Raw genomic sequence first — 20,711 nt, 5'->3', positions numbered from 1 at the left:
GTGGTCGAAGAAATCTCCTCGCTCGAGGCGTTCGAGCGCGAACGGCCCCGGCTTCGTGCGCTCGCCTACCGGATGCTGGGGTCCGGCGCGGACGCCGACGACGCCGTCCAGGACGCATGGCTGCGGCTCGACAGCGCCGGCGCAGCCAACATCGAGAACCTCCCCGGCTGGCTGACGACCGCGGTCAGCCGGATCTGCCTCAACCTGCTCCGATCACGTCGGGTCCGACGCGAGGAGTCGCTGGAGAGCTTCACCGCGGACTGGTTGGGTGCGGTCGACGAGGACCGCCTTCCCCAGCAGGAGGCCGACCTGGCGGACTCGGTCGGTCTCGCGCTCCTGATCGTGCTCGATCGGCTCAGCCCGGCGGAGCGGATCGCCTTCGTGCTCCACGACATGTTCGACGTGGCCTTCGACGACATCGCCTCCATGATGGACCGCAGCCCCGCCGCCGCCCGACAGCTTGCCAGCCGAGCCCGAGCCAAGGTGCGGGCCGGCGGGTCGCCCGTCCCCGACCGCGCCCAACATCGCGACGCGGTCTCCGCCTATCTGACCGCGACACGCACCGGGGACTTCAACGCGCTGCTGGCCCTGCTCGACCCGCAGGTCGAGCTACGGGCCGATGCGGCCGTGACCGGGACCGGCCGACCCTTGACCCTCCAAGGTGCCCTCACCGTCGCCAGAACCGCGCTGTCGGCCGCTCCGCGTGCCCGCTTCACCACCGTGGCCCTCGTCGACCGGAGCCCGGCGCTCCTCATGGCCCCCCTCGGCCAGGTCTGCCTGGCCATTCGGTTCACCTTCGCCGGCGACGCGATCATCGCCATCGACATCACAGCCGACCCGGCCCGCCTCCGGGCGCTCGACATCACCCTCGACTGACGGCCCTCCGCGGTTCGGAGGACCGCTCCCACGTGGACGCGGGCCTCCTCGGCGCGGTCGAGGCGACCTGAGGCGCCGCGCTCATCTCCAGGAGCTCGGACCGCCGGATCCGGCGGGGTACGTGTCCAGAGGCACCTCGCCGTCCCGCCAGGCATCCACCACCGGCCCCACGATCCGCCAGCACTCCTCGGCGTTGTCGCCCCGGACCGCGAGGAGGGGGTCGCTGTCCAGGAGGCCGGCCAGCACCTCGCCGTACGCCGGGAGGTCCCCCTCGGCCAGCTCGACGACCGGGGAGGCTGCTTCGAGGTCGAACGGGTCCCCGGGCCCCGACACGTCGAGGTGGAGGGCCAGCCGCGCCGGCTTGAACCCGATCGCGATCTGGTCGCGGGTGTCGTTGCCGCGGAGTCCGTCGGGCAGGTGCGGAGTCGGCCTGAGCGTGACCACGGCCTCCTTGCGCGGTCGGCCGAGGGCCTTGCCGGAACGCAACGTGACGGGCACACCGGTCCAGCGCCACGTGTCCACCTCGACGGTGAGCTCGGCCAGGGTCTCGGTTCGACGCGAGGCGTCGACCCCCGGCTCGCGGCTGTACGCCGGCAGCTTGCGGTTCCCGATGACCCCGGTCGTGTAGCGGGCGCGACGCGACGCCTCACGCGGCGTACCTCGGAGCCGGGTGGCGCGCAGCACCTGGCCCTTCGCGTCACGCAGCTCTCGCTCGTCCACCCGGCTGATCGGGTCCATCATCAGCAGGGCCATCACCTGCAGCAGGTGGCTCTGCAGCATGTCGACGAGAGCACCGGCCTTGTCGTAGTAGCCGGCGCGTCCCTCGAGCCCGAGCGACTCGTCGTAGACGATCTCGATCGACTCCACGTGCTGGTTGTTCCACACCGGCTCGAGGAGCCGGTTCGCGAACCGTGCACCGAGGAGGTTGAGGACGTCGCTGCGCCCCAGGAAGTGATCGACCCGGAACACCTGGGTCTCCGGCACCAGCGTCGAGACGAGCTCGTTGAGCTCACGGGCTGTCGCGCCGTCGGTGCCGAACGGCTTCTCCATCGCCAGCACGGTGTCCTCCGGCAGCTCGACCAGCTGTAGCGCCCGGCAGGCGCGAGCAGTGATCGCCGGCGGCAGCGCGAAGAACAGCGCCGGCGCACCGTCGCACTCCGCCAGCAGCGACCGCAGCTCTTCCGACGAGGTGACGTCGCACGCGCGGTAGCGGCTGCGCTGCGCCGTCCGCGAGACTCGCGCGCCGTGGCCACCGCGCGCGAAGGCGTCGTCCACGCGCCGTCGCCACTGCTTGTCGCCGAGCTCGGACAGCCCGGCTCCGAGCAGCTGGACGGACCTGCGCTCGCTCCAGTCGCTGCCGAGCAGGGACGCCAGGCCCGGCAGCAGGAGCCTGCGCGTCAGGTCGCCGTCCGCGCCCAGCACCACCAAGGTCTCGATCTGACTCGTCGTCACGGGTCTCCGGTACCCACCCAGCGCTCGGTGTTGCGGGCCGGAGCCCGGTGCGGCGCATGGGTGGAACCACCCACTGGGCCACGCGGCAGGTTGGGCCGCACGACCGACGCGTGGCGGCGTCGCCCAGACCTAGCGTCGCGGGGCATGGACACCACACACATCGAGACCGTCATCATCGGCGCCGGCCAGGCGGGGCTGGCGGTCGGCTACCACCTGCAGCGTCGCGACCGGCCGTTCGTGATCCTCGACGCCGGCTCGCGCGTCGGCGACGGCTGGCGCCGCCAGTGGGACTCGCTCCGGCTCTACTCACCGGCCAGGTACGACAGCCTTCCGGGGCTGCGGTTCCCCGCGCGGAAGTGGTCGTTCCCCGGCAAGGACGACGTCGGCGACTACCTCGAGACGTACGCCCGGACCTTCGAGCTGCCCGTGCGGCTCGAGACCCGGGTGACCAGCCTCGACCCGGACGGCGCGGGCTTCCGCGTGACCACCGGCGGCGGCACCTGGACCTGCGACAACGTCGTGGTCGCCACGGGCACCTTCGGGCGTACGCCGAATGTCCCGGAGGTCGCCGCGCAACTCGACCCGTCGATCCTGCAGCTCCACTCCAGCGAGTACCGCCGCTCCGGGCAGCTGCGTGCCGGCCCGGTCCTCGTCGTCGGCGCCAGCCACTCCGGCTGCGACATCGCCTTCGAGGTCGCGGAGTCCCGGCCGACGATCCTGGCCGGGCGTGACTGCGGCCAGGTCCCGCCGCGCCTGGAGTCGCCGGCGATGCGTGCGGTCTTCCCGGTGCTGATCTTCGTGTGGCGACACGTCCTCACGCGGCGTACGCCGATGGGTCGCAAGGAGATGCGTGAGGTCCGGCACCACGGCGGGCCGATGCTGCGCGTGAAGCGCTCGGACCTCGCCGACCGAGGCGTGGAGCGGGTCACCTCGCGGGTCGAGGAGGTGCGCGACGGGCTGCCGGTCATCGACGGCACGCCGCGCGAGGTCGCCACCGTGGTGTGGGCGACCGGCTTCCGGCAGGCCTTCGGCTGGATCCACCTGCCGATCCTCGGCGAGGACGGGTGGCCTCGGGAGATGCGCGGCGTGGTGCCCGAGGCCGACGGTCTCTTCTTCTGCGGGCTCAGCTTCCAGTACGCGTTCAGCTCGATGCTGCTCGCGGGAGTCGGCCGCGACGCCGGCCTGGTCGCCGATCGGATCGCGGCTCGGATCGGGCGCTCGTCACGGGTCGCGTCGGCCGCGTGACCCGTCTAGGGTCGACGGTGGAGGTCCCGTAGTGGCTGTCGCCGACCTGGAGCAGGCGCGCACCGACTACGCCCGTGGCGACTGGGGTGCCGCGTACACCGCGTGGTCGGCCGCGGAGTTCGACGCGCTGTCGGCGGAGGATCTCGAGGACTTCGCCGTGGCCGCCGAGCTGACCGGGCACCACGGAACGACGATCGCGGCGTTGCACCGGGCCTTCGTCTGCAGCCAGGCGGACGGAGACCTCGCCCGCTCGGTCCGCTGCGCGTTCCGGATCACGATGACCGCCTCGCTCCACGGGGAGAGCGCGCTGGCCGGCGGATGGACCTCGCGAGCGGAGGGCCTGGTCGCCGACCTCGACGACGGCGTAGAGCTCGGGTGGGTGGCGTTCCTGCGGATGTTCCGAGCCCTGGGGGCGGGTGACTTCGCCACGGCCAGCAGCTGCGCCGACCAGGTGACGGCCATCGGCCGACGCCACGACGAACCGGACCTCACCGCGCTGGGCCTGTGCTCCCAGGGCCGACTGGCGCTCTACGCCGGCCGGGTCGCCGATGGTCTGGCGCTGCTCGACGAGTCGATGGTCCGGGTGATCGCGGGCGAGGCCTCCACGGTCGTCGCAGGGCACGTCTACTGCACGGCGATCGAGGGCTGCCAGGAGATCAGCGACTTCGGCCGGGTGGCGGAGTGGACGGCCGCCCTCGAACGCTGGTGCACCGCCCAGCCGGGCCTGTTGGCCTTCACCGGCCAGTGCGCCGTCCATCGCGGGCAGCTGCTGCGAGTGCGCGGCGAGTGGGAGCGCGCGCTCGAAGAGCTCGAGCTCGCTTCCCGTCGCTACGAGGAGGTCCACGCCCCGGCGGCCGTCGGGCTGGCGGCGTACGAGGCCGGTGAGCTGCTCCGGCTTCGGGGCGAGCACGCCGAGGCGGAAGCCGCCTACCAGCGGGCGGCCGACAGCGGCTTCGACCCGCAACCCGGTCTCGCGCTGCTGTGGCTGGCGCGCGGGCAGGATGCCGCGGCACTGGCCGCGGTCGCGCGACTGCTGGACGAGACGAACGGTCCCGTGCAGCGGTGCCGGCTGCTGCCGGCGGCCGTCGAGGTGCTGCTCGGTGCCGGCGCGCTCGACCGGGCCCGGGACGTCGCCGCGGAACTGGACAAACTGGCCGGACACTTCGGGTGCGTGTGGCTGGAGGCCGCGGCCGCCCACGGTCACGGTGCGGTCGAGCTGGCCGCGGGCGACGCCGCCGGCGCCCTCCCGTACCTGCGCAAGGCCCAGCAGCTGTGGACCCGCGCGGAGGCGGCGTACGACCGGAGCCGCGCGCGTCTCCTGACCGGACGAGCGCTGGCCGCGGTCGGCGACACCGAGTCTTCCCGCCGCGAGCTCGAGGCCGCGCGCACGTCGTTCCGTCAGATCGGCGCCGGCCCCGACGCCGACGACGCCGCGCGCCTGCTCGCGCCCGCCGCGCTCCCCGCCGGCCTCACGGCCCGCGAGGCCGAGGTCCTCCGCCTGGTCGCCTCCGGTCGCAGCAACGCCCAGATCGCCGCCGCCCTGGTCCTCAGCGAGAAGACCGTCGCCCGCCATCTCTCCAACATCTTCACCAAGCTCGACGTCCGTTCCCGCACTGCGGCGGCGGCCTTCGCCTTCGAGCACGGCGTCGTCTGACCCTCCTGCCTGCGGACAGCTGCCGCACCGTGCCGCGGCTCCATCAAGGGATGTAGATCGAGCCGCGCTCCCCGTGACGAACTCGTCGAGGAAAGCGAGGTTTCGCCCGCATCCCTTGATGAAGCGCAAACGGAGGCGCGGCCGCTGTCGCGACCGCGCCTCCGCCGGGAGGGAGGGGTCAGTCGATCCACGCCTTGGACAGCAGAGCGATCGAGTTCATCCCGCCGACGACGCCGTGGAGGTCGGGCGACCAAGCGATGTACTCGGCGACCGGACCCCAGTTGAGGTAGGACGCCTGCTCGTTGGACTGCTGCTGGATCTTGTCCATGATCTCGACCTGGTCGGCCTCGCCCGAGGCCGCCTTGAACTCATCGAGCAGCTTGTCCATCTCCGGCGTCGTGGCCATCCCCAGCGTCGCGGGGCTCTCGCTGTCGGTCGTGGAGAACATCTTCGAGAACGGGTCCCCCTCGCGGAAGCTGAGTCCCCAGCCCGACACGTCGTAGTCGTGGTTGACGGCGACCGCGGTGATGGTGTCCGCGACCGTGCGATCGAGGTCGAGCTCGACCTCGAAGCCGACCTGCTCGAGGTTCGCCTTCACGACGAGCGCGACCGCACGCGAGACCGGGTCGGACTGGTCCTTGTAGACCAGCTTGCCGTCGTAGCCGTCGGCCTTGGCCTCCTCAAGGAGCTTCTTGGCCTCCTCCGGGTCGTACGGAAGACCCTCGGTCTCACCGTGCCAGCGCGAGTAGTCCTGGAAGATCGTCGATCCGGCCAGACCGTGACCATCGGCGGCACGCTCGCGGATCAGATCTGGGTTGATCCCCATCACCATCGCCTTGCGCACTCGGACGTCGGCGCCGGGACGACCCTCCTCGGCATTGATCACCGCGATGTTGCTGGCGGCGACCATGTTCATGTAACCGGGCGTCTTCTCGTCGAGCAGCGGGTCGACCTTGTCGGCGTCACGCACGAACACCATGCCGAGGGATCCGCTCTTCATGGAGTCGATGGCCGCCTGCTGGTCGGAGAGGAAGACCGAGCGGAACTCGTCGAGGTGCGGCCGACCGTCCCAGTAGCCCTCGTTCGCCTTCAGCACCAGCTCCTCCTGCGGCTTCCAGGCGCCGAACGTGAAGGGTCCGGCGCCGATGGGCTGGAACTTGGCGCCCGCGTCGGAGGCCTTCGCCACGATCATGCCCGGCCCGGTGCTCAGGATGCTGGGGAACAGCACCCACGGGCCGACGAGCTTGTAGACCACCGTCTGCGGATCCGGCGTCTCGATGGCGGTGACGTTGCCGGCCCACAGGGCGGTCTCCGGTCCGGAGTTGGCGACGTAGCGCTCCTGACTCCACTTTACGGCCGCGGAGTCCAGCGCGCTCCCGTCGCTGAACTTCACGCCGTCGCGCAGCGTCAGGGTCCATTCGGAGAAGTCGTCGTTGGGCTCGAGGCTCTCGGCGAGCTGCGGGACGAAGTCCTTGTCGGCCGACTCGTACCGCATCAGCGTGTCGTAGATGGCCGCCATCTCCACCCCGCCGGTCGAGCCCGCCGCGATGGTGACCGCCGGGTCGAGCGCCGCGGGCTCGGAGAACGCGGCGAAGCTCAACGTGCCACCATCCTTGGGCTCGCCGCTGTCGTCGATGTTCAGGAGGCCCTCGGTGTAGGTGCGCTCCTGCGCACCCGGCTGCTTGTCGGCGTCGTCGTCGTCGCTCGACGATCCGCATCCGGCCACCAGGGCGACCGTCGCCATCACGGCAACCGCACTCCGCAGGCCGCGGACGCTGCGTCGGTTCATCTCATCTCCTTGGCTGACTCCCCCGGACAACCCGGGTTGCTCACCGGACCATATCTATTCGAAATAGTCCTGTCGAGCATGATCCAGGCAACGATGTGGTCACGACGGGGCGGTCGCCGCACACTCGAGCCGCCGGGCATGCGTCCGCCCGGGCCCCTGAAGAGGCGCCCGGGCGGACGAGCACGACGGATCGGACGGACGATCTCAGTCCACCCAGGCGTCGTCGAGGAGCACCATCGTGTTCATCGCTCCCAAGACCCCGTGGACGTCGTCGTTCCACGCGGTGAGCTCGGCGATCGGGCCCCAGTTGAGGAACGGCACCTGCTCGTTGAACAGGCCCTGGATGTCGTCGGTGATCGCGACCTGGTCGTCGTGCTCGGAGCTGCCGCGCAACTGGGTGAGCAGGTCGTCCATCTCCGCGCTGGTCGCCATGCCGTAGGTGGAGGTGCCCTCCGTGCTCAGCGTGGAGAACATCCGTGAGTACGGGTCACCCTCGCGATAGCCCAGACCCCAGGCGGCCAGGTCGTAATCGCGGTTGACGGCGATCGCGGTGATCTGGTCGGCGATCGAGCGCTTCAGGTCGATCTCGACGCTGAGGCCCACCGCCTCGAGGCTGGCCTTGACCGCCAGCGAGGTCGCGCGCGAGGCAGGGTCGGAGCCGTCGACGTAGTGGACCTTGCCGTCGAAGCCGTCGGCCTTCGCCTCCTCGACCAGCTTCTTGGCCTGCTCCGGGTCGTACGGCAGCCCCTCGGCCTCACCGTGCCACTGCGAGTAGTCGAGGAAGATCGTCGATCCGGCAAGCCCGTGCCCGTCGAAGGCGCGCTCGCGGATCAGGTCGGGGTTGACGGCGTAGGCCATCGCCTGGCGCACCCGCGGGTCGGCGCCGGCGGCGCCCTCGGTGGCGTTGATCAGCGCCACATTGCTGGCCGAGGGGACGTTCAGGTAGCCGCCGGTGCCGGCGTCCAGCATCGCGTCGACCTTGTCCGGGTCGCGGAGGAACACCATGTCGATCGAGCCGCTCTCCAGCGAGTCCAGGTTGGTCTGCTGGTCGGAGAGGAACACCGAGCGGATCTTGTCGAGGTGCGGACGGCCGTCCCAATAGTCGTCCCTCGCCTCGAGGACCAGCTCCTCCTGCGGCGCCCACTTGTCGAGCACGAACGCTCCCGCGCCGACCGGCTTGAACGACGCACCCGCGTCGGAGGACTTCGCCACGATCAGCCCCGGACCGGTGCTCAGCACGCTCGGGAACGTCGACCACGGGCTGGTCAGCCGGTAGACGACCGTCAGCGGATCGGGTGTGGCGATGTCCTTGACGGTGGCGGTCCAGACCGCGGCCTCCGGGCCGGGCTTGGCGACGTAGCGCTCCTGGCTCCACTTCACCGCCGCCGAGTCGAGCTCGGTGCCGTCGCTGAAGGTCACGCCGTCGCGGAGCCTGAGGGTCCACTCGGAGAAGTCGTCGTTCGGCTTCAGGGACTCCGCCAGCTGCGGGACGTACTTCTTGGCACCGGCGTCGTATCGCATCAGCAGGTCGTAGATGGCGGCCATCTCCGTGCCGCCGGTCGAGCCGGCCGTGATCGTCACGGCCGGGTCGAGCGAGCTGGGCTCGGCGTAGGCGCCGAAGCTCAGCGTGCCCCCGTCGACCGGATCGCCGGCGTCGGCGGCACCGAGGATGCCCTCGGAGTAGTCGCGCTCCTTGGCTCCCGGTGTCGTCTTCTCGGCGGGGTCGTCCGACCCGCAACCGGCGCTCAGTGCCACGACGGCGACGGCGGTCGCCAGCGCGCCCAGTCGGCTGGTCCTGCTTCTCTTCATGTCTCTCCCCGGCTTGACTGCTATCCGCGCGGAACGTAGCCCGCGCACGTCGACGGGCCCGATGGCGCTACCGTCCAGCGGGACCTGCCGATCGCCGCGTCGATGACGGCGTCACCGACGTCACACGATCCCGGCTGGCTCCGGTTGCGCCCCGCGGACCAGCCTGCCGGGCAGCTCACCGGTGGCGACCCCGTCGACGTAGGTGACCACCCCGCTCACCACGGTGCGCAGGTAGCCGTCGGCCCGCTGCAGCAGGCGACGCCCGCCCGCCGGCAGGTCGTGGTGCATCTCGGGCTTGTGCAGGTGCAGCCGCTCGAGGTCGATGACGTTGAGGTCGCCCTTGTAGCCGGGCCGCAGGAGCCCGCGGTCGTGCAGACCGACGGCCTCCGCCGTCGCCCGCGCCTGCCGGGAGACGACGAACTCGAGCGGCAGCCTGCCCTCGGCCCGGTCGCGCGCCCAGAACTGCAGCAGCGTGGTGGGGAAGCTGCCGTCGCAGATGGTGCCGACGTGGGCGCCGCCGTCGGAGAGCCCGGGCACCGTGAAGTCGTGCGCGAGCATGTCGCGCGCGCCGTCGAGCCGACCGTTCACGTAGTTGGTGAAGGGCAGGTAGAGCATGCCGCGGCCGTCGCCGGCGGTCATCAGGTCGTAGACCAGCTCCACGGGTGTGACGCCCGCTCGCTCGGCGCGCCGGGCGATGGTGTGGTCGGGGTCGGGCTCGTAGTCCGGCGGGTCGCCGAGCTCGAACATCAGGTCGAAGGCGTCGAGGAAGGCCCCACCGATGATGTTCGCGGCCTTGACGACGCCGATCCCGAGGATCCGGCGGCGGGTCTCCGGGTCGCGCATGGCGCGCGCCTGCTCGTCGATCGGGAGGTCGGCCAGCTCCTGCCAGACCGGGTTGCCGGAGAACGGGTTGAGCGTGCAGTCGAGTCCCAGCAGGATTCCGATACCGCGCGCGGCGACCTGCGCCCGCAGCCGCAGGCCGTCGTCGTTGGCGCGCACCAGGAAGTCGAGGGCCTTGCGGAAGCGGTCCGGGTACGCCGGGCTCTGTGCCAGCGAGAACGACATCGGCCGCCCGGACTCGCGCGCCATCGTCGCGATCAGGTCGAAGTCGGTGTCGATCGTCTCGTCGTCCCAGTCGGTGACCAGCTGCAGCACCCCGGTGCCGGTCTCGCCGACGGCGCGTGAGATCGCGGCCAGCTCCGCGATGCCGGCGGCGTACGACGGCGTCAGCTCGCCGGCCCGCGTCTTGTGGTTGAGCGTGCGGGAGGTCGTGAACCCGAGCGCGCCGGCGCGCACCGCCTCGGCGGCGAGGCGGCCCATCGTCGCGACCTCCTCGTCGGTCGCCTGGGCGTGGGCGGCCGCCCGCTCGCCCATCGCCCGGACCCGGAGCGCGGCGTGCGGGACCTGGGCGGCGAAGTCGAGGTCGTGTGAGCGGCGCTCGAGCGCGTCGAGGTAGTCGGGGAAGGACTCCCAGTCCCAGGCGAGCCCCTCGGTCAGCGCGACGCCGGGGATGTCCTCGACGCCCTCCATCAGCGCGATCAGGCGCTCGTGGTCGCGCGGGATCGCGGGCGCGAAGCCGACGCCGCAGTTGCCCATCACCACCGTCGTGACACCGTGCCACGACGAGGGCTGGAGGTAGCTGTCCCACGTGGCCTGGCCGTCGTAGTGCGTGTGCAGGTCGACGAAGCCCGGCGTCACCACGGCGCCGTCGGCGTCGACCTCCTGCCTGCCGCGTCCCGAGACCCGGCCGACCTCCGTCACGCGACCGTCGGTGATCGCGACGTCGGCGGTGCGGGCGGGCTCGCCCGACCCGTCGACCAGCGTTCCGCCGCGTACGACGAGGTCAGGCGCTGCCATCTCGGTCCTCCGGTCGGTAGCGGAGCAGGGTGGTGCCGGTGTCGGGGTCGTCGCAGAAGACGGGCGCGAGCCGCATGCCGATGCGGATGTCGGCCGGGTCGACGTCGACGAGCTCGGTGCTGAGGCGCGGGCCCTCGTCCCACTCGACGACCGCGAGCAGCTGGGGCACGGAGTCGGCCCAGGGCGGCGCGGTCGGCCGCTCGGCCACCGTGAAGGTGTAGAGCGTCCCGGCACCCGAGATGTCACGCCACTCGAGGTCGTCGGCCAGGGTGCCGGGCGCCAGCGTGCGCGGGTAGAAGACCCACGTGTCGGACGACGGCGAGTACTGGATCCGGATCCGGTGCTCGCGCAGGGCGGCCCAGAAGGGCTGCGAGACGGGCGTCGGCTCGGGAAGGGGTCGGGCTCCGCTGGTCGGGGTCATCTCACGCTCCCTGCAGCAGGAGCGCGACCTGCTCGCTCATGATGCCGCCGTTGCCGGTGACGAAGGCGGTGTGACAGTCGGGCACCTGGGCCTCACTGGAGCGACCCATGACCTGCCGCGCGCCGTCGACCACGTGGTGCATGCCGCCGGCCGTCCCGGCCTGGCCGAAGGACAGCTGACCCCCGGCGGTGTTGACCGGGAAGTCGCCGCGGAAGGTCAGATCGTGCTCGGTGACCCACCGCATGCCGGTGCCCTTCGGGCAGAACCCGGCGTCCTCGAGGCTCATCAGCACGGTGATCGTGTAGCAGTCGTAGATCGACGCGACGTCCACGTCGTCGCGACGCAGGCCGGCCATGTCGAACGCCCGGTCGGCGGCCCGCGCGATCGGCGTCTGCAGCAGGTCCGCGGCGTACGTCGGGGTCTTGAACGCGACGTGCTCGCCGAAGCCCTTGACCCACACCGGCCGGTGCCGGCCGCGGCGCGCGAGGTCGGCATTGGCGACCAGCACGGCCGCGCCGCCCTGCACCCGCATCACGACGTCGAGCATCCGGATCGGGTCGGCGATCATCGGGCTCGCGAGCACGTCGTCGACGGTGATCGGCTTGCCGTGGAAGACCGCACCCGGGTGGGCGCAGGCGTTGGTGCGCTGGTCGACGGCGATCTTCGCCGTCGAGCGGGGGTCGTAGCCGTACTCGGCGGCGTACCGCTGCGCGATCTGGGCGTAGGGCCCGTTCTGGCCGACGTTGCCGTAGGGGATCTCGAACTCGGCCTGGGGAGAGCCGTACCGGCCGCTCGAGGCGCCGTACCAGGGCGGCGTCGCCGCCGGCTGCTGCCGCTGCGACCGGGGCACCATCAGGGACCCGGGTACGACGCACAGCACCGCGTCGCAGATCCCCAGCTCCACCGCGACGGCGGCCCGCCACACCATGCCCGCCGACGTGGCGCCGCCGAGGTCGACCCGCTCGGCGAAGTCGAGGGGCAGGCCGAGGTACTCCGACAGCGTCGCCGGCGCGAACATCTCGGACTCGGCGACGCCGTGGGTCACCAGCCCGTTGACGACCTCGGGCGGCAGGCCGGCGTCGTCGATCACCTGCCGGGCCAGCTGGGCGTACTGGTCGATCGTGAAGAGCTCCGGGCGGGTCTGCTTGCGCTCGGCCGGCAGCTCGGCGATGCCGACGATCGCGGCCTCGCCCCGCAGCCCCATCACGCACCCCCGCTGCGGCTCGGGAGCGAGACGACGGCGCTGCCGGGCATCAGCGTGTCGTCGCCGCGCGTCGCGGCCAGCTCGAGGTCGACCAGGGTCCGGTCGCCGTCCTCGCGCACGCCGGTGACCGTGCCGCCGAAGACCAGCTCCTGCCCGGGGAAGGCGACGGCCCGGTTCTGCGCGGAGTAGGTGACCAGCCGCCCGGCGGGCCCGATCCAGTCGGTGACGGCGCGCGCCAGCAGCGCGGCCTGCAGCGGGCCCTGGACCAGCACGTCGTCGTACCCCTCGGTCCCGCGCGCCCAGTCCTTGTCGTAGTGGATGCGGTGACCGTTGTAGGTCGCGGCGCTGAAGAAGAACATCTGCGTCTCGTCGACGGTCACGGGCAGCGGCGGCAGTGCGTCGCCGACCGAGACGTCCTCGAGGTAGAGCTGCTGGGACACCGGTGCGCTCCTCACGGGCGGGCGATCATCGACGTGCTGGCCTCGGCCACGAGCTCGTCGCGCTGGTTGGTGTACGTCGTGCGCCAGGTGACGAGCACGAACGGGCCGGAGCGGCCCTGCTTGTCGACGATCGACTCGATCGTGCGGACCATCGTGATCTCGTCGCGGTGGTAGCAGGGCAGGTGGAAGGTCGTGCTCTCCCCGCCGGCCATCCGGCGCGGGGCGTCGGGGAAGGTGAGGTTGCCCGAGACGGCGCCCGAGGAGCCGTCGGGGCGCAGCCCGTCGAGCGGCGTCACGCCGAGCACGGCGTACTGCACGTAGAGCGGCGGCGCGACGACGTCGTCGTAGCCGGCGGCGCGGGCGGCGTCGGCGTCGAACCACAGCGGATTGTGGTCCTTCACGGCGACCGCCCAGCGCTGCCACTCGCGCCGGTTGACCTCGCCGGACGCGGTCGCGGCGACGGTGCCGACGCGCTCGGCCACCTCGGGAGGGATCAGGGTTGTCGCGGTCACGAGCACTCCTCAGGCGATCTGGTGGTCGGTGACCAGGCCGCGCTCGACCAGGTCGTCGTAGGTGGCGCGGTCGTAGCCGAGCACGTTCAGGTAGACGTGCTCGTTGTCCTCGCCGAAGCCGGGGACGGGGCGGCCGTGCCGCAGCTCGAAGTCGTCGGTGCGCCAGGGGTGTCCCGGGTAGAGGTGCGTGCCGATCGCTGGGTGGTGGCGCTCGCGGAACCACCCGCGCTCGACCAGGTGCGGGTCCTCGAGCAACCGCGGCTCCGACATCACCTCGCCGACGGGTACGCCGACGTCCTGCAGTGCCTCCACGACGGCGACCGCCTCACGGTCGGCGCACCAGGCACGCAGCGCGTCGAGGGTCGGCTCCCCGACGACGCCGGCGAGCGCCTTGCGGTCGCGGTCGTCGCGCAGCGAGACCGCCACCCACCGGTCGTCGCCGCCCACCGGGAGGACGGCCTGCTCGACGTGGGGGTCGGCGTTGCCGAGGACCGCCGGGTCGCGGCCGTTGACCTGGTGGTCGAGGACGTACTCGCCGATCTCGGCGATCACGTTCTCGGCCTGGGGGAACTCGATGAGCCCACCCCGCCCGGTCGCCTCGCGGTCCCACAGCGCGGCCAGCACGGCGAAGACGAGGCCGGCGGGCGCCGCCTCGTCCATGTGGTAGTTCTCGCCGGCCGAGTCGGGCTCCTCGCCCTCGTAGCCGTCCATCGCGGCGATGCCGACCAGCGAGTTGAAGTTGGGACCGTAGCCCAGGTAGTCGCTGATCGGCCCGGCCATGCCGAGCGGTGGCATCCGCGCGACTACCAGGCGGGGGTTGAGCTCCAGCAACCGCTCGTGGTCGATGCCGAGCTTCTCCAGCACCCCGTTGGAGTTGTTCTCCACGAGCACGTCGCTGACCTTCACGAGCTCGAGGAGTGCCGCGTGTCCCTCGGCGGTGTCGAGGTTCATGCAGGCCGACAGCTTGTTGCGGGCGTGCCAGTTGAAGACGGCCGACCGGTCGTAGGGCCGTGCCCCCGGATCCTTGTCGGGGTAGGTGCCACCGTGGTAGCCGGTCGCGGCGATCGACTCCTTGGTGACCTTCGACGACACCTGACGACTGAGTCGGTCGTTGCCCTCGACCCGGATCACCTCGGCGCCCAGGTCACCGAGCAGCGCGGTCGCGCCCGGCCCGGACCAGACCACGGTCAGGTCGATCACCCGGACGCCGGCGAGCGGGAGGTCGTCCGCGGTGGTCGAGGTGTGAGGGCCGCGGGGCCCGAGCCTCGAGGCCTCGGCCTCGACACGCACCTCCGCGCCGTGCTGGTCGAGCAGCGGCGCCGTGCTCCGCAGCGCGAAGCCGCGGTCCATCCGCCACGGTGCGCCGACGTACTCCAGGCGCCCGGCCGCCGGGTGGTCGGCCTCGACGAAGAGCCCGCGCTCGCGGAAGTGCGGGTGGGCGAGCACCTCGGAGACCGAGAGGAACGCGGTGACGGGGATCCGGGCCGCCTCGGCGAGCTCCATCGCCTCGACCTTCGGGCGCGCCGCGAACCAGCCCGCGACGTACGCCAGGAAGTCCTCGCGGTCCTGGTCCTTGACGGTCTGCCGGTCGCGGAACCGCTCCCGGAAGGCGGGGTCGTCGGCCGCGACCAGGTCGACGAAGCGGTTCCAGAAGGCCTGGTTGGTGACGTAGACCATCACGAACCCGTCGGCCGCGCGGAAGGGGCCGGTGAAGGTGGCGCCGTGCCGGTGCGGGCTGCGCGCGCCGCGGGGGGCGGTCATGCCGGAGTAGGCCGCCGAGAGCAGGTACGACGCGCGCCGGTCGGCCCCGGCCAGCAGCACCTCCTGCCCGGAGACGTCGATCGTGGCGCCCCGGCCGGTACGCCGCGCGCGGTGCACCGCGGCCAGCGTGGCCTGGCCGGCGCTGCGCCCGACCGTGTAGTGCTCGAGCAGCCCCGGCTTGCGCAGCGGCTCGCGGTCGGCCTGCCCGGTGGCGTTCATCGGGCCGCCGGCCGCCTGGAGCACCAGGCCGGTCGCCTCCCGGTCGCGGTAGGGGCCGGTCTGCCCGAAGGCGCTGATCCGGGTGACGACCAGGCGGGGGTTCGCCTCGCGCAGCACCTCGGGGCCGAGGCCGAGCCGCTCGAGGTGCCCGGGACGGAAGGACTCCACGACCGCGTCCGCGCTGCGCACCAGCCCGAGCAGCACCGCCCGGTCGGCCTCGTCGTGGAGGTCGAGCGCGACCGAGCGCTTGTTGGTGTTCAGGTGGAGGAAGAGGGCACTGCGCTCGGGGTCGGGGCGATCGTCGGGGAAGGGGCCCCAGGCGCGGGTCAGGCTGCCCTCGCCCGGCTTCTCCACCTTGACGACGTCGGCGCCGAAGTCGGCGAGGAGCTTGGTCGCGAACTCCCCCGCGACCCAGCGGGAGAGGTCGAGCACGCGGACCCCCGCGAGGACCTGACCCTGCTCATGCTGGGGCATCGACGACCTCCCGTTCGAGCCACCGGGTCGCCTGGTCCGGACCGCCGCCGAGCACGCCGAGCTCGCGGGCCCGCTCCGACCACAGGTGCAGGTCGGTCTCGAGCACGTAGCCCATCCCGCCGTGCAGCTGGTGGGCGTCGAGGCTGGCCCGCCGGGCCGCCTCCGCGGTGTGCAGCACGGCGATCGCGGTCTCGCGGGTCGCGACCTCGCCGCGTCCGAGCCGGTACGCCGCGCTCAGCGCGGTCAGCCGCGCCGCCTGCAACCCGATGTGGATGTCCGCCACGAGGTGCTGGGCGGCCTGGAAGGAGGCGATCGGCCGGCCGAACTGCTCGCGTCCGCGGACGTACTCCACGGTGCGGTCGAGGATCGCCTCGGTCACGCCGACCAGCTCGACACAGGCCAGCGCCCGGAGCGTGAGCGCGACGCGGCGCACGGCCTCCGGGTCGAGATCGGGCAGCACGTCGGCCGCCGGGATCGTCGCGTCGACGTGGAGCCGCGCGTAACGGTCACCGGCCGAGGTGCGCAGCTGCTCGACCCGCCCGGTGTCGCCGGGGCGCAGCAGCACGCCGACCGTGCGACCCTCGGGCGTGAGCGCGGTCGCGAGCACGAGGTCGGCGAGGTCCGCGTCGACGACGTACCTCACCACGCCGCTCACCCGCCAGCCCGCGCCCTCCGTCGTCGCGGACAGCGTCGGGGCGAGGTCTCCGGCGTCCCAGGGGCTCGCGACGGCCGCGACGCCCCGGGTCTCACCACGGCCGACGCCCGGCAGCAGCCTGTCGCGCAGCGCGTCGTCACCGAGCGCGTCGACGGCGAGCCCGAGGCCGAGCGTGCCGAGGACGATCGACGGACACAGCGCCCGTCCGGCCTCGCGAGCCAGCACACCGACCTCGACCAGCCCGCCGCCGGCGCCGTCGTGCCGCTCCGCGAACGGCAGCTCGAGCACGCCGGCCCGGGTCAGCTCGTCCCACAGTCGCTTGGGGAACCGGTCCGCCCCGGGCTCGCGCAGGCCGCGCACCACGGCGACCGGGCAGTGGTCGGCGAACAGCTGGCGCAGCATCGCCGCCAGGTCCCGCTCCTCCTCGGTGGGGACGAGTCTCACTCCATGTCCTCTCGGTAGGGCCCTTCGGTCTGGTCCGCGGTCAGCGGCCGTACGACGGCATCGCGTGCCCGCGCTGGGCGATGACGTCGCGCAGCACCTCGTTGGCGCCGGCCCCGAACCGGAGCAGCGGCGCCGCGCGGTAGAGCCGTTCGAAGCGACCGGCCAGCGGCGCCCCGGCGCTGTTGTGCGCCAGCAGGCCCTCCGGGCCCAGCACGTCGAGCGCCGCGACCGCGATCCGCTGGCGCAGCTCGCTGGTGAAGATCTTCTCGACGCTGACCTCGACGCTGGGGATGATCCCCTCGGCCAGCATCGACGCCGCCTCGTAGCCCATCAGCGTGGCGGCCTCCACGTCGGCGTCGAGGCGGGCCAGGTCGCGGCGCACCTGCGGGTCGTCGGCGGGTACGACGCCGTCCTCGCGCGGCGACCGGGCGAGCCGGAGCAGGTCGTCGACCGCCCGACGCAGGTCGCCGGCGTTCGTGAGGGCGCCGCGTTCGAGGTCGAGCGCGCCGGTGATGTAGCGCCAGCCGTGGTTGGCCTCGCCGACCAGGTTGGTCGCGGGCACCCGGACGTCGTCGAAGAAGACCTCGTTGGTGCGGTAGCCGGACCACGCGATCAGCGGGCGCACGGTCACGCCGGGGTGGTCGATCGGCACGATGATCACCGAGATCCCCTTGTGCCGCGGCGCCTCGGGGTCGGTGCGCACGCAGAGCCACTCGTGGGTCGAGCGCTGAGCGCCGCTGTTCCAGATCTTCGAGCCGTTGATGACCCACGCGCCGGTCTCGGCGTCGCCGTCGAGCACCGCCCGCGTGCGCAGGCTCGCGAGGTCGGTGCCGGCGCCGGGCTCGGAGTAGCCGACCGCGCAGATCATCTCGCCGCGCGCGATCGGTGGCAGGAACTCCTGCTTGTTGCGCTCGGTGCCGTGGCGCATGAGCATCGGCGCCACCGAGGTGACCGTCAGGTCCGGGCCCGGCACGCCCCAGTACTCGAACTCGCTCATCAGCAGGTGCTGGTGGACCGGTCCGAGCCCGAGGCCGCCGTACTCGACGGGCCAGCTGAGGCCGAACCAGCCCTTCTCACCGATCCTGCGGCGGAACGCCGCGACCTCGCCGCCGGGGAGCTCCAGGTCGTGCTCCGCGAGCTCGGCGCGCAGCTCGGGCGTGACGTGCTCGGCGAGGAACGCGCGGACCTCCTCGAGCCAGGCGCGCTGCTCGGCGTCGAGGGCGAACTCCATGGTTCCTCCATTCGGACTATTCCTAATCGGCATATGCAATCCAAGCCGACGGCGGGGTGGTCGTCAAGGTGCGACGATCCCTCCCGCTCTAACCAAGCAAATGTTAGGTTGCCTCACAAGACGGCCGTGGGAGGAGTTCTGTCATGCATCTGGTCGCGGATGAGTCCGGCGGCAGCCGCGCGTCGGTCCTCGAGCGCGCCACCTGGATCCTGGACCTCTTCCTCAGCGGCTCGGAGGTCAGCCTGCTCGAGGACATCGCCCGCGAGACCGGGCTGCCGCGCTCGACCGCCTTCCGGCTGGTCACCCAGCTGGTCGATCTCGGCTGGCTCGTGCACGACAGCCGCGGCGGCTACCGGCTCGGCACCCGTGCCCACGCCCTGGGAGCCCGGACGATGTCGGGCGCCGGCGGACACGAGTACGCCGAGCTGCGCAGCGTCGCCGCACCGCTGCTGACCCACCTGCACCGGCACACCCGGGCCGCCGTCCATCTCGGCGTCCTGGAGGGTGGCTACCTCTACTACCTCGACAAGATCGGCGGCATCGAGGCCGACCAGCTGCCCTCGCGCGTCGGATCGCGGGTGGTCGCCCACCACACCGCCATGGGGCGGGCGCTGCTCGCGACGCTGCCGCCGGAGCAGGTCGACTCGCTCTACGCGGCCGACCCGCCGCGCGGACCGTTGCGGGACCTCACCCGGCTCCACCAGGAGCTGGCCACGGCCCGCGCGCGCAAGGGCGTGATGCTGGTGCACGCCGACTCGTCGCCCATCCAGGTCGCCGCCGTCGCCGCGCCCGTCCCCGGTCTCGACGAGGCGCGGGCCGCGATCGGGCTGACCGCACCCGAGCCGTTCCGTCCCGAGGCGTGCGCTCCGCTCGTGCTGGCCGCGGCGCGGCGCATCGGCCACCACATGGAGCAGGCCCGTCGACCCGGCGGCCGGCGTCATCGCTCCGACGCGAGCCCCACGATCTCGGCGTAGGCGGCCAACTGCTCGAGGTAGTGCTCGAGCGAGCGATGGACCACGGTGAGCCGGAGGACCGTGGCGCCGGCGTCCGCAGCCTCGGCGACCACGGCGCGCACGCGATCGGCGTCGCCGACCGGATCGAGCGGATGGGCCGCGCCGAGCAGCACGTCGAAGCCGGCCGGGAGGTCCACCGTCGCCAGCATCTCCCGCAGCCGCTGGGGATCCGGGCCGCGGAAGGCGACCGGCGCCGGAGCCCAGCCGTCGCCGAGCGTGACCGCGCGACGCAGGGCCCGGGCGCTGTGGCCGCCCACCCACACCGGCAGCCGCACCTGCGCCGCGTGCGGCTGCACCACGAGGTCGTCGAACGCGTAGAAGGGCCCGTCGTACGACACCACCCGCGTGCCCCAGGCCGCCCGCAGCGCGCGCAACGCGTCGTCGGCCCGCGCCCCGCGGTCGTCGAAGGGGACGTCGAGCACGTCGAACTCCTCGCGCAGGTTGCCCACCCCGACACCGAGCGTGAGCCGACCGCCGCTGAGGTGGTCGAGTCCGCCGTACCTCTTGGCCAGCTCGAGCGGGTGGTAGAAGGGCAGCACCAGCACGAACGGCAGGAAGCGGATCCGCTCGGTCAGGGCGGCGAGGTAGGAGAAGGTCGACAGCGGATCATAGAACTGCTCGCCCCGCTCGACTCCGCGCGGCACCGCGACGTGGTCGGGGCAGGTCAGGAACTCGTAGCCCAGCCGGTCGGCCTCCCGCGCCACCGTCACGACCTCGGCCAGGCCCGCCCGGTGCTCCCAGTCGGGCCGCTCGCCCGACAGCGCGAGGATCGGCGAGGCGATGCCGGTGCGCATCAGGGCATCCCGGCGGCGGTCGCGAGCGAGACGTCGAGGGTGCTGCCGCTGACGTAGCGCGCCTCGTCGGAGACGAGGTAGAGGAGCGCGTTCGTGATGTCGGAGGTGTCGAGCCACGGCACGCGCATCGGGTTGCTGGCGGTGTGCCGCGGTCGTACGTCGTCGCGCGTGGGGCGCTCGACGTCCGGGGTGAAGAGTCGGTAGAAGGCGTCGTTGTGCACCATCGGGGTGTCTACGGTGGCCGGGCAGATGGCGTTGACCGTGATCCCCTGCTCGGCCACCTCGAGCGCGAGCGTCTTGACCAGGCCGATGACGCCCCACTTCGCGGCGACGTAGTGAGCCAGGTTGCGGGTGCCCATCCGGCCGCCCATCGACGAGGTCACGACGACCCGGCCCCAGCCCCGGTCGATCATGCCCGGCGTCACCGCGCGCAGCGTCTTGAAGACGCCGGTCAGGTCGACGCCGATCATCTCCTCCCACTGCAGGTCGGTGAGCTCGTGGACCCGGCCGAAGCCGCAGATCCCGGCGTTGGCGACGCAGATGTCGATGCCGCCGTACTCGGCGGCGCCCGCCCGCACGACCTCGTCGAGCCCGGAGGTGTCGCGGACGTCGACCTCGAACGCGAGGCAGCGGCCGCCGGCAGCCTCGATCTCCCGACGGGTGTCGTCGAGGTCGGCGCTGGAGGCCAGCGGGTAGGCGACGGACTCCAGGTCCTGGCAGCGGTCCAGCAGCAGCACGTTCGCCCCGCGCTGCGCGAGCGCCACGGCGTGGGCCCGGCCCTGGCCCCGGGCGGCACCGGTCACCAGTGCCGTCTTCCCCGTCAAGGACATGCTTGTCTCCACTTCTCTCCTCGTGTCGCCG

17 protein-coding genes are annotated in these 20,711 nt (G+C 72.4%); 4 read left to right on the top strand and 13 right to left on the bottom strand.

The window, feature by feature from the left end; translation table 11 throughout:
- On the top strand, positions 1 to 876 hold the full coding sequence (locus tag PZ894_RS14105; protein WP_275745698.1) for a sigma-70 family RNA polymerase sigma factor: 876 nt from the start codon (positions 1 to 3) through the stop codon (positions 874 to 876).
- Positions 877 to 957: 81 nt separating this feature from the next.
- Here the strand turns inward: PZ894_RS14105 and PZ894_RS14100 are convergent, their stop codons facing one another.
- Positions 958 to 2,328: a glucose-6-phosphate dehydrogenase gene (locus PZ894_RS14100; protein WP_275745697.1), complete on the bottom strand. Its 1,371-nt coding sequence runs from the start codon at positions 2,326 to 2,328 to the stop codon at positions 958 to 960.
- A gap of 144 nt (positions 2,329 to 2,472) precedes the next feature.
- On the opposite strand from PZ894_RS14100, the gene PZ894_RS14095 reads away from it, so the two are divergent.
- Both PZ894_RS14095 and PZ894_RS14090 read left to right on the top strand, forming a co-directional pair.
- The gene (locus PZ894_RS14095; protein WP_275745695.1) at positions 2,473 to 3,573 is read left to right on the top strand and encodes an NAD(P)/FAD-dependent oxidoreductase; all 1,101 of its coding nucleotides are present in this window, start codon (positions 2,473 to 2,475) and stop codon (positions 3,571 to 3,573) included.
- A 31-nt stretch (positions 3,574 to 3,604) separates the two neighbouring features.
- On the top strand, positions 3,605 to 5,227 hold the full coding sequence (locus PZ894_RS14090) for a LuxR C-terminal-related transcriptional regulator (protein ID WP_275745693.1): 1,623 nt from the start codon (positions 3,605 to 3,607) through the stop codon (positions 5,225 to 5,227).
- Between the two features lie 178 nt (positions 5,228 to 5,405).
- On the opposite strand, the gene PZ894_RS14085 is transcribed toward PZ894_RS14090, so the two are convergent.
- The 10 genes from PZ894_RS14085 to PZ894_RS14040 all read right to left on the bottom strand — a co-directional run bounded on the left by PZ894_RS14085 (position 5,406) and on the right by PZ894_RS14040 (position 18,043).
- Positions 5,406 to 7,016, bottom strand: a complete 1,611-nt coding sequence (locus PZ894_RS14085) for an ABC transporter substrate-binding protein (RefSeq protein ID WP_275745691.1) — start codon at positions 7,014 to 7,016, stop codon at positions 5,406 to 5,408.
- Positions 7,017 to 7,220: 204 nt separating this feature from the next.
- The gene (locus PZ894_RS14080) at positions 7,221 to 8,825 is read right to left on the bottom strand and encodes an ABC transporter substrate-binding protein (RefSeq protein WP_275745689.1); all 1,605 of its coding nucleotides are present in this window, start codon (positions 8,823 to 8,825) and stop codon (positions 7,221 to 7,223) included.
- Between the two features lie 120 nt (positions 8,826 to 8,945).
- On the bottom strand, positions 8,946 to 10,682 hold the full coding sequence (locus PZ894_RS14075) for an amidohydrolase family protein (protein WP_275745687.1): 1,737 nt from the start codon (positions 10,680 to 10,682) through the stop codon (positions 8,946 to 8,948).
- Positions 10,669 to 11,103 carry an OB-fold domain-containing protein gene (locus tag PZ894_RS14070; RefSeq protein ID WP_275745686.1) on the bottom strand — a complete coding sequence of 145 codons (435 nt, stop codon included), beginning with the start codon at positions 11,101 to 11,103 and terminating at the stop codon, positions 10,669 to 10,671. The genes PZ894_RS14075 and PZ894_RS14070 overlap by 14 nt, the downstream gene beginning before the upstream one ends.
- 1 nt (position 11,104) lies before the next feature.
- Entirely contained in the window at positions 11,105 to 12,307 is a 1,203-nt protein-coding gene (locus PZ894_RS14065) for a thiolase family protein (RefSeq protein WP_275745684.1), read from the bottom strand.
- Complete coding sequence (locus PZ894_RS14060) at positions 12,307 to 12,747, bottom strand: MaoC/PaaZ C-terminal domain-containing protein (protein WP_275745682.1); 441 nt, start codon at positions 12,745 to 12,747, stop codon at positions 12,307 to 12,309. Before PZ894_RS14060 ends, PZ894_RS14065 begins: the two co-directional genes overlap by 1 nt.
- Positions 12,748 to 12,758: 11 nt before the next feature.
- Positions 12,759 to 13,259 carry a MaoC family dehydratase N-terminal domain-containing protein gene (locus PZ894_RS14055; RefSeq protein WP_275745680.1) on the bottom strand — a complete coding sequence of 167 codons (501 nt, stop codon included), beginning with the start codon at positions 13,257 to 13,259 and terminating at the stop codon, positions 12,759 to 12,761.
- Positions 13,260 to 13,268: 9 nt separating this feature from the next.
- Entirely contained in the window at positions 13,269 to 15,713 is a 2,445-nt protein-coding gene (locus tag PZ894_RS14050) for a CoA transferase (protein WP_275745678.1), read from the bottom strand.
- Positions 15,700 to 16,812 (bottom strand): acyl-CoA dehydrogenase family protein, encoded by a 1,113-nt coding sequence (locus tag PZ894_RS14045; protein WP_275745676.1) that lies wholly within the window; start codon positions 16,810 to 16,812, stop codon positions 15,700 to 15,702. Before PZ894_RS14045 ends, PZ894_RS14050 begins: the two co-directional genes overlap by 14 nt.
- Positions 16,813 to 16,852: 40 nt before the next feature.
- Positions 16,853 to 18,043, bottom strand: a complete 1,191-nt coding sequence (locus PZ894_RS14040) for an acyl-CoA dehydrogenase family protein (protein ID WP_275745674.1) — start codon at positions 18,041 to 18,043, stop codon at positions 16,853 to 16,855.
- Between the two features lie 143 nt (positions 18,044 to 18,186).
- Between PZ894_RS14040 and PZ894_RS14035 the strand changes: the two genes are divergently transcribed.
- Positions 18,187 to 19,017, top strand: coding sequence for an IclR family transcriptional regulator (locus PZ894_RS14035; RefSeq protein ID WP_275745672.1), 831 nt, complete (start codon positions 18,187 to 18,189; stop codon positions 19,015 to 19,017).
- On the opposite strand, the gene PZ894_RS14030 is transcribed toward PZ894_RS14035, so the two are convergent.
- Together PZ894_RS14030 and PZ894_RS14025 are read right to left on the bottom strand one after the other, a co-directional pair.
- Positions 18,981 to 19,850 carry an LLM class F420-dependent oxidoreductase gene (locus tag PZ894_RS14030; protein WP_275745670.1) on the bottom strand — a complete coding sequence of 290 codons (870 nt, stop codon included), beginning with the start codon at positions 19,848 to 19,850 and terminating at the stop codon, positions 18,981 to 18,983. The two genes, PZ894_RS14035 and PZ894_RS14030, sit on opposite strands and share 37 nt — an antisense overlap.
- Positions 19,850 to 20,680 (bottom strand): mycofactocin-coupled SDR family oxidoreductase, encoded by an 831-nt coding sequence (locus PZ894_RS14025; protein ID WP_275745668.1) that lies wholly within the window; start codon positions 20,678 to 20,680, stop codon positions 19,850 to 19,852. Before PZ894_RS14025 ends, PZ894_RS14030 begins: the two co-directional genes overlap by 1 nt.
- Positions 20,681 to 20,711: the final 31 nt, after the last annotated feature.

The organism is Nocardioides sp. YIM 152315, from assembly GCF_029210375.1.
Taxonomy (GTDB): Bacteria; Actinomycetota; Actinomycetes; order Propionibacteriales; family Nocardioidaceae; genus Nocardioides.
The sequence above is the reverse complement of the archived record's forward strand: the minus strand, read 5'-3'. Positions and strand labels throughout refer to the sequence as shown.